The 8,414-nt window shown below is 58.4% G+C and carries 9 protein-coding genes and 1 tRNA gene; 6 read left to right on the top strand and 4 right to left on the bottom strand.

What is annotated here, in order from left to right; translation table 11 throughout:
- From P8X48_12915 to pgaC, 3 genes are all read left to right on the top strand, one after another.
- On the top strand, positions 1-555 hold a 555-nt coding region (locus tag P8X48_12915; GenBank protein ID MEJ2108206.1), incomplete at its 5' end, for a polysaccharide deacetylase family protein.
- A 290-nt stretch (positions 556-845) separates the two neighbouring features.
- Positions 846-1,556, top strand: a complete 711-nt coding sequence (locus P8X48_12910) for a poly-beta-1,6-N-acetyl-D-glucosamine N-deacetylase PgaB (GenBank protein MEJ2108205.1) — start codon at positions 846-848, stop codon at positions 1,554-1,556.
- Between the two features lie 2 nt (positions 1,557-1,558).
- Positions 1,559-3,280 carry a poly-beta-1,6-N-acetyl-D-glucosamine synthase gene (gene pgaC, locus P8X48_12905; protein ID MEJ2108204.1) on the top strand — a complete coding sequence of 574 codons (1,722 nt, stop codon included), beginning with the start codon at positions 1,559-1,561 and terminating at the stop codon, positions 3,278-3,280.
- A 31-nt stretch (positions 3,281-3,311) separates the two neighbouring features.
- On the opposite strand, the gene P8X48_12900 is transcribed toward pgaC, so the two are convergent.
- Positions 3,312-3,983: a Bax inhibitor-1/YccA family protein gene (locus P8X48_12900; protein MEJ2108203.1), complete on the bottom strand. Its 672-nt coding sequence runs from the start codon at positions 3,981-3,983 to the stop codon at positions 3,312-3,314.
- A 39-nt stretch (positions 3,984-4,022) separates the two neighbouring features.
- On the bottom strand, positions 4,023-4,436 hold the full coding sequence (locus P8X48_12895) for a TusE/DsrC/DsvC family sulfur relay protein (protein MEJ2108202.1): 414 nt from the start codon (positions 4,434-4,436) through the stop codon (positions 4,023-4,025).
- Between the two features lie 153 nt (positions 4,437-4,589).
- Between P8X48_12895 and P8X48_12890 the strand changes: the two genes are divergently transcribed.
- Positions 4,590-4,677: transfer RNA gene (locus P8X48_12890), tRNA-Ser, on the top strand.
- 37 nt (positions 4,678-4,714) lie between these two features.
- Here P8X48_12890 and P8X48_12885 read toward each other — a convergent pair.
- Complete coding sequence (locus tag P8X48_12885; protein ID MEJ2108201.1) at positions 4,715-6,067, bottom strand: ATP-binding protein; 1,353 nt, start codon at positions 6,065-6,067, stop codon at positions 4,715-4,717.
- On the bottom strand, positions 6,064-6,726 hold the full coding sequence (locus tag P8X48_12880) for a response regulator transcription factor (protein ID MEJ2108200.1): 663 nt from the start codon (positions 6,724-6,726) through the stop codon (positions 6,064-6,066). Before P8X48_12880 ends, P8X48_12885 begins: the two co-directional genes overlap by 4 nt.
- A gap of 265 nt (positions 6,727-6,991) precedes the next feature.
- Between P8X48_12880 and P8X48_12875 the strand changes: the two genes are divergently transcribed.
- Positions 6,992-7,711 (top strand): putative sulfate exporter family transporter, encoded by a 720-nt coding sequence (locus P8X48_12875; GenBank protein MEJ2108199.1) that lies wholly within the window; start codon positions 6,992-6,994, stop codon positions 7,709-7,711.
- On the top strand, positions 7,681-8,361 hold the full coding sequence (locus tag P8X48_12870) for a putative sulfate exporter family transporter (GenBank protein MEJ2108198.1): 681 nt from the start codon (positions 7,681-7,683) through the stop codon (positions 8,359-8,361). Before P8X48_12875 ends, P8X48_12870 begins: the two co-directional genes overlap by 31 nt.
- The last annotated feature ends 53 nt before the right edge of the window (positions 8,362-8,414 follow it).

Genomic DNA, 8,414 nt, shown 5'->3' with positions numbered 1-8,414 from the left:
GCGGTTTTGACCATGCGCACGCGGTTCGTCCTGTTGATTGCATTGCTGCTGTGGGTACCATGGGCCGCGGCCGAACCATTGGTATCTCTGGTATGGCATGACATCACGCCTTTTCCCGGGAAGGACCGCCTGGCGGTTACACCCCGCCAGCTGCAACGGGAACTCAACTTCATCAAGTCAAAGGGCTATACGCCGGTCAGTCTGCGCCAGTTGAAAGCTGCCCATGCAGGCAAGGCAAGACTGCCGCACAAGCCCATTCTCCTTTGTTTCGACGATGGCCTGAAGAGCTATCGCACATTGGCTTTGCCCTTGTTGCGCCGCTATGGGTATCCGTCCGTACTCAGTGTGGTGACTGGCTGGGTGGATGGAAAGGATGCGCCGCCGGAATATTCCGGAAAGCTGATGACATGGAACGAGTTGCGCAAGGTGTCGGCTTCACCATTGGTGGAAATCGCCTCGCACAGTGATGATCTTCATCACAACATTCGTATGAACCGCAGCCTGAACCCCGCGCCACGTGCAGCTTCCTGGGCTACATCGTCGTACCTTCCATAGGGCCAGGTCAGGGTGGTTGCATCAACCGGGTCCGAAACGACCTTGCGCGAAGTCGCGAACGTCTGAACAAGGAGCTCGGGATCGATGCAACCACCCTGACCTGGCCCTATGGAAGGTACGACGATGTAGCCCAGGAAGCTGCACGTGGCGCGGGGTTCAGGCTGTTTCTCACTCTCGAAGAACGGCCAACCGGTCCGGTGCAATGGCCGCGCATCGGCCGCGTGTTGGTGGCCGAAGATTCGAGCACGACCGAGCTTTCGGCACGAATGGCAGGAAAGGTTAACACCCCCATGCGCTTCGTTGAGATCCGTCTCGATGCATTCAGTGGCGTGTGGCCTCCGACCCAGGAGAGATTGTTGTCGGCCCTGCTGCAGAGAATTCGCGCTCTGAAAGTGAACACGGTGATCGTTTCCGTGTTCAGTCACGATGGAAAACAGGCCTTCTTTCCGAACTCCGAGCTCCCTGTAGCGGCGGACATCCTCAGCCGCGTACTGGACCAGATCTGGACCCGAACACGGGTACGAAACCTGTTTGTCAGTGTCCGACCACCGGCAGCGGGTCAGGCGACCACCGCCATGTGGCGGGATCTGGCGCGCCTGAACCATTTCAACGGAATGGTATTCGAGCAGGGATTTGGGAGCGCAAGCAGGAAAAGGATCGAAGACCTGGTGAAGAAATATCGCTCCCGGGTTCGCTTCGTTGTGGCAGGCGACGGGAAGAGGGCGGTGCATGGCGAGCTGGTCTTGCAGCGCATTGATTCCTCGGTCGGGAATCTTGATCGGAGCTTGCAAGGCTGGCGTTCTGCCAGTCCGACAACCCTGGTGTCGGTGGACCCGGGGGCTTCCATAGCGCGTACGGTCGCGGTGCTGAGGAAACTACGGCGTGGCGGAGTTCGAAACTACGGCGTGGCGGAGCCCGCGGAGATTGGTCCGGCCGCCACGGCCACCCTCGCGCGCGTGTTGAAAATCCAGGCTGCGCGGGCTCCAGCCGGGGATAGTTGAATATGGAGATCCTGTTTTTCTTCGTGTTCTTCTATCCGCTGTTCATGGCCCTGTTCTGGATGATGGGTGCAGTGATGTTCTTTGTGCGGCGCGAACGCAAGGAAACGCAATTACCCGTACTGACGGAAACGCCACTAGTATCGATTCTGGTTCCTTGCCACAACGAGGAACTGTGCATCGAAGACACAATTTCGCATCTGGCCAACAACAAGTATCCGAATCTTGAGATCGTGGCCATCGACGACGGAAGTTCGGACCGGACCGGAGCAATTCTGGCCTCTCTAGCAGGACGAATTGAGCATTTTCGGGTGGTCTCCCTGACGAGAAATTATGGCAAGGCCCTGGCTCTGCGGGCCGGGGCCATGGCCAGCCGGGGCGATTTCCTGATGTGTGTGGATGCCGATGCGCTGCTGGATACGGAGGCCATCTTCTGGATGATGCGGCACATGATCGCCGGGCCGCGTGTCGGGGCCGTGACGGGGAATCCGCGTGTTCTGAATCGCAACAGCCTGCTCGCGCGGATCCAGATCGGCGAGTTCTCCGCCATCATCGGGATGATCAAGCGTACCCAGCGGGCCATCGGACGCCTGTTTACCGTGTCCGGAGTCAATGCCTTGTACCGCAAATCCGCGGTCCACCACGTTGGCTACTGGTCACCGGAAACCGTGACCGAAGACGTCGACATAAGCTGGCGTTTGCAGCTTGCCCACTGGGACATCCGCTACGAACCCAAGGCGCTTACGTGGATACTGGTGCCGGAAAATCTTCGCTCCCTGTGGCGCCAGCGATTCCGATGGGCCCGGGGTGGGTACGAAGCAGCCACGCGCTACGCCGGCGAAATGCGCCACTGGGTGAGCCGACGCATGTGGACTGTGTTCTTCGAATACTGGCTCGGCGTGGCATGGAGCTTCTGCTTCTCCCTGACAATCGTGTTCTGGGCGTGCACCCAACTGCTGCCTGCTTCCGTGTGGCCGGCCAGCCTGGCGGTGCCAAGCCTGATGCCGGGCTGGACCGGGGTGATCCTCGGTGTGGTCTGTCTGGTGCAATTCATGCTCGGCCTCTATCTCGACAGCCATTACGAACGGCGCGGCTTGTTGCGCTTCGTCTTTTGGGCGATCTGGTATCCGGCAATCTACTGGCTGATCAATGCCCTCACGACGCTGGCCGCTGCGATACATGGTCTCGGACACTCCCGTCGGCCGCGAACCGGGACCTGGCGCAGCCCGGGCCGCGGGAGCCGTGTCCAGGATGTCTCGCTTCATCGAAACATCAATCACGACAGGCGGCACTACTATCACAACCGGCTCATCCACAGTGCGCCCGGCCGTCTGGGGGTGTTGCTGCTGACGGCCGCATTCTGGGGCCTTTGGTCCTATCTCGTTGCACCTCTGCTGAGTCTGCTGCTCTGGCTTGGAGGAATCTATCTCTTCACGGACCGGATGATTGAACTCGGCGGGTACTACGCCTTCGGGGAACAGCTGGTCAGCTATGCGGGGATCACGTTTGCCATGTGGGCGGGCCTGTCCGTATGGGTGCTGTGGAACATGTTTCGCTACGGGCGCAGGAACAATCGGCTCCGGAGGCCGGAGATGCTTGAGGACGAGGTGGTAGCCCAGCGGATGGGGCTATCGGGGGAAAGCATACAGTCGGTGCAACACAGGCAGCACGTCTTTCTTCACTACAACGAACATTTGCATATGGTGCTCGAAAAAAAGGCCCCATAAGGGGCCTTTTCAGAAGTACGCATGGCGCATGTCAGTCGTCGCCGGCAAACACGCCGAGGATTTGCAGCAGGCTGGTGAAGAGATTGAACAGGGCGACATAGAGTGTGACGGTCGCCATGATGTAGTTGGTTTCCCCACCGTGAACCATGGCGCTGGTCTGCCACAGGATCAATCCAGCCATCAGAAGAACGAAAAGCGAAGAAACGACAAGGGCCAGGGCCGGAATCGCGAAGAAGATGTTCGCGACTGCGGCCAGGAAGGCGATCAGAATTCCCGCGGCCAGGAAACCGCCCATGTAACTGAAGTCACGCCGACTGGTCAGGGCGTAGCCCGACAGGCCCAGAAAAATCACGCCCGTGGCCCCCATGGCGTATCCCACCAGCATGCTCCCATTGGTGTACATGTGGAGGTAGGCATTGATCAGCGGTCCAAGCGAGTAGCCCAGGAAACCGGTCAGGGCGAATACGGATACGAGGCCCCAGGCGCTGTTGCGCAGCGAAGTCGTAACCATCAGGAGCCCGAAATAGATACCCAAGGTCAACCAGGGTCCGAGATAGGGGGCGTTGGTAGTCAGCGCGAAGGTCGCGGTCGCGGCGCTGAACAACAGCGTCATGGACAGCAGGGTGTAGGTATTGCGAATCAGCTTGTTGCTGGCGAGGACCGAGTCGCGGTTGCGGACCAGGGTCTGGGGCTGGGTATTCATGTTGTGGCTAGTGCTCCAAAGTTAAGAAACCGTACTAGCCTATTTAGATGCGGTCGGGAGGTCAATGTTCCCGAAGCAAAAATATCCATATAAAATCAACGAAAAAGACGCATTGGTGGCCCCCGCGGGGGAGGGCAGTCCGGCCAGTCGGCAGCCCTGGTTCACCGGGCCCGCCGGGAATAGCTCGTACAGGTGCTTGATACCACCAGTGGAGCGGAAGGCCGAATCCAGCATTTCGCTCAAATCCCGGGCATGGGCGGGAAAACCGTGTTCGATATAGGTATCCCGGAGGAAGGTCAGTACCTGCAGATGGGCATCAGTGAGGCTCAGGCCCTCGCCCTGCGCCAGTTCCGTGGCCCGGTTTTCATCCCAAGGATCCAGGCCATCCATGCGGTCCAGTTTGTCGAGATCCGTTTCACCCTCACGACCGATATATTTATTGATATCTGACATGGGAAATCCTCTAAAAAACCAATTAATATATAGCATCCCTGTTATACCGACTTCTTGATTCCAATCAAAGCCGCTCGACGCGTGCAAACCCCGCGGAATCGGACCGGGGACGGATATGCCAGTCCGCGAGGTCCGCGGCATGGCAATGAATCGGGAGAGGTGGCCGAGTGGTTGAAGGCACCGGTCTTGAAAACCGGCGACGGGCAACCGTCCGTGGGTTCGAATCCCACCCTCTCCGCCAAGTGACGAACGGGCACCAACGGTGCCCGTTTTGCTTCCTACGCGGCTCCGGCCGGAGTCAGAAAACGAATCAGTGCGCAAAGACCCCTGAAGCGGGCTGAGGCATCGAACTCGATCCGCGCCCGATGCAGGTCAGCAATCCGATCGCAGATGGACAGACCCAATCCGCAACCACTTGTTCCCGAGGGCGCCGCACGATAGAAGCGGTCAAATACCCGTTGGCGAAGTTCCACAGGAATACCGGGCCCTGAATCCTCAACTGCCAACTGGATTTCACCGGAAGGCAACGACTGTACGTTGACTGAGACTGTGCCGCCGGCGGGGGAATAGCGCACGGCATTGTCGAGAAGGTTTCGTAGAAGGGTTTGAAGTGTAATCCGGTTTCCACGAACCGCGATCGGGCCCTGGACATCCACCTGCAAATCAATACTTCGATCTCGTGCATAGGGAATGATGGATGCAGCAGTCTCCTGTACCAATTGGCCAAGATCGACCGTTTCGAAGCCTTGTTCCATGGCCTCATGATCAAGACGGGCCAGTGTTAGCAATTGCTCGACCATGTGCGCCGTACGATCCACTCCAGAAACAATTTCGGAAAGGGCCGTCTGTCGCGTATCGGCATTGGGAGCGCGCATGGCGACCTGGGCGTGGGTCCGGATTGCCGCCAGGGGTGTGCGAATCTCGTGGGCCGCATCAGAGGTAAACCGGCGCTCTGTTTCCAGGGCGTCCTGCAGGCGCTGCAGCAGCGCGTTCAGCCGGTCGATCAGGGGAAGCAGCTCTTCCGGCACTTCGTCGGTCGATACGGGCTGCAGAAACTCGGGCGAACGTTGATCGACCTGTTGTTCAAGTCTCGCCATGGGCGCGAGCCCGCGGCCAACGCCAAACCAGATCAGCACGGCGAGCAGCGGAGTGGCAAGGAGCAGGGGATAGATCGAGTCGCGAACGAACTCGGCCGTCAGTTGGTCGCGCAGACCGGTGGGTTCGGCCACCACAACTCCAAGTCCGTCCGTGGGGTCAATTTGAGTGTACACATGCCAGGTTTGGCCATCCTGCTCAACGTTTCGGAAACCGTTTTTGGCTGGTCCCGGAAATCCCGGTGTATCGGCGGACTGAAGTACCAGTCGGGGACCGTCCCAGACCTGAAAGGCGATCAGTTCCGGGTGGCGGGTTGGCAGGGCATCTGCGGTGATTCCGTGCCGAGCTTTGTGATCCGCAAGTCCGGTGCGTGCCAAATAGCTGAGTACGCGGGCGTCCTGGGCCAGCTCCGCATTGAAGAGGTCGTTGATCCTGTGGGATACCACCGCATAGGTGACAAGAATCACGGAGAGCCATCCAAAGACGAACAGGACCAGAATCGTGAGCAGGAGGCGACTGCGGAGTGAGGGATTCATCGCGGGTCGTCGATGATGTAGCCCACACCCCGAACGGTACGGATCAGGTCTGAACCGAGCTTCTTGCGCAGGGCATGGATGTGAACCTCGATGGTGTTGCTCTCGACATCGACGTTCGAGCCGTAGAGCGCGGATTCCAGTTCACCCCGGGGGAGCACGCGTCCGCGTTGTTCGAGCAATCGGCAGAGAAGGGCGTATTCATGGCGTGACAGGTGGACCGACTCTCCGTCGCGACTGACGACCTGGGAGGCGCGGTCCACGGTTATACCCCCATGGCGCAGGCTGTCGGGGCGATATCCGTGATGGCGTCGGTACAGGGCGCGAATCCGGGCGGAGAGTTCGTCCAGATCGAATGGCTTCACGAGGTAGTCATCGCCTCCGGCATCCAGGCCCTGTACGCGATCACCTACGGCATCTCTTGCGGTAAGTATCAGCACCGGGGTGGCATCGCCACGCTCGCGCATGGACCGCAATACTTCCATGCCGGAGCGGCGCGGAAGACCGAGATCAAGCACAAGTACATCGAAACTTCTGTGCGACAGGAGCTGTTCGGCACTGTGGCCGTCCTGCACCCAGTGCACATCGCAGTCCTCCAGTGTAAGACCGGCCTTGACGCCCCCACCGAGGGCAACATCATCCTCAACAAGTAACAGGTTCAATTTCGCTCTTCCCGGCGATCTTCGAATTGTAGGTGAATCCCTAGATGAACATTGCGCCACAATTCGGGCCCGAACACCAGATCTTAAGCATAAATTAAGGCTTGGTGAAGCGGCAACCGGTAGGATTTTCGTCGTTGCGAGAATCTTGATCGCGGCAATACAGGCGAAACCCCGGCCACGAGCCAGGATTCGACCAAAAATATATGGGGCAACAAGACCCCGAATAAAAATGCTTTATTGCCATCACCATGAGGAGATCGTTGCGATGACAACAAAAGATGCTTGGAATGAAGGTGGAGAGGGACAACGCGTACAAAGCGTTGGCTGGAAGGAGCTTTGGTTAAAAGAGGACTGGTGGGCGATCTGGCTTGGCCTCGGTATTGTAATCGTTGCCTATCTGTACTTCGTCAATGGATCGAGCATCAAGTGGATCGCGGTTCACCCCGGCAAATGGTCCAATTTTGGTCAATTGGCCAGTCATTTCGGCGCGCACATCGGAGCCTATGCAGCACAATTCGTACTCTGGCTGATCATATTCGGTATCAGTATCAGCGCCCTCGGATACAAACTTTCGGAATTTATCCCTTCGTTTGTGTTCCTGTACATTTTCTCGATCATTATTTTCATGATTGGGGCGTGGGATCAGGCGCACCACTACAACCTGGAGCCGCCGTTGGTGGCCCTGGTTCTGGGTATGATCATTTCCAACCTGTTCGGCCTGCCGAAATGGATGGACACCGGATTCCGGGTCGAGTACTACATCAAGACCGGTATCGTTCTTCTCGGAGCCACCCTTCCGTTTACCCTGATCATCTGGGCGGGCCCCGTGGCCATCGCCCAGGCCTCGATCGTATCGATCGTCACCTTCATGGTGATCTACTTCGTGGCCAAGAATATGGGACCAGCCGCATCGGCGAACTCCGAAGTTCCGATCCAGGCACCGGCGACACCGGTGTGCATGCCCCGATCGCGATCACCATGGTGATCGGCTGGGCGATTGTCATGATCTTCTTCCTGCCCCTGGTTTCCCGCGCTCTCGGCCTGCACACCGGTGTCGCCGGTGCCTGGATCGGAACTTCGGAGTTCGCCGATGCGGCCGGTTTTGCGGCAGCACAGGCGTATGGCAACCTCGCCGGACACGTGCCCGGTATTGCCGGAACGCCGGACGATGCGGTGAACGGCTTCACCCTCATGAAGGTTGTCGGCCGTGACATCTGGATCGGCATTTGGGCATTTGTGATGGCCCTGATCGCCACGACCAGGTGGGAAGTGAAGGCCGGCGGCAAGCCTCAGGCCGGTGAGATCTGGTGGCGTTTCCCGAAATTCGTGATCGGGTTTGTAATCGCGTCTGCCATCATGACGATCATCGCCAGCAACTACAGCTTTACCGATTACAATCACATCGTGAAGCCGGAGCTGGTGCTGCCGATCAAGTCCATGCGTACCTGGGCATTTATCTTCTGCTTCTTCAGCATTGGTCTGACCACGCGCTTCCGTGAACTTGCGCATGCCGGGGCGAAGCCCTTCTGGGCGTTTACCAGTGGAGTTGTGGTGAACGTCGGTCTGGGTTTCTTTCTGTCGGTCGTTGTGTTCAAGGGGCATTGGGAGAATCTGGCCCAGTTCATGCCACACTAAGTCGTGAGTACCTGCCCCGGCGTTCTACGTCGCCGGGGCATTTTTTTGGAGCA

This window comes from Acidiferrobacteraceae bacterium (assembly GCA_037388825.1).
GTDB lineage: Bacteria > Pseudomonadota > Gammaproteobacteria > Acidiferrobacterales > JAJDNE01 > JARRJV01.
The sequence above is the reverse complement of the archived record's forward strand: the minus strand, read 5'-3'. Positions and strand labels throughout refer to the sequence as shown.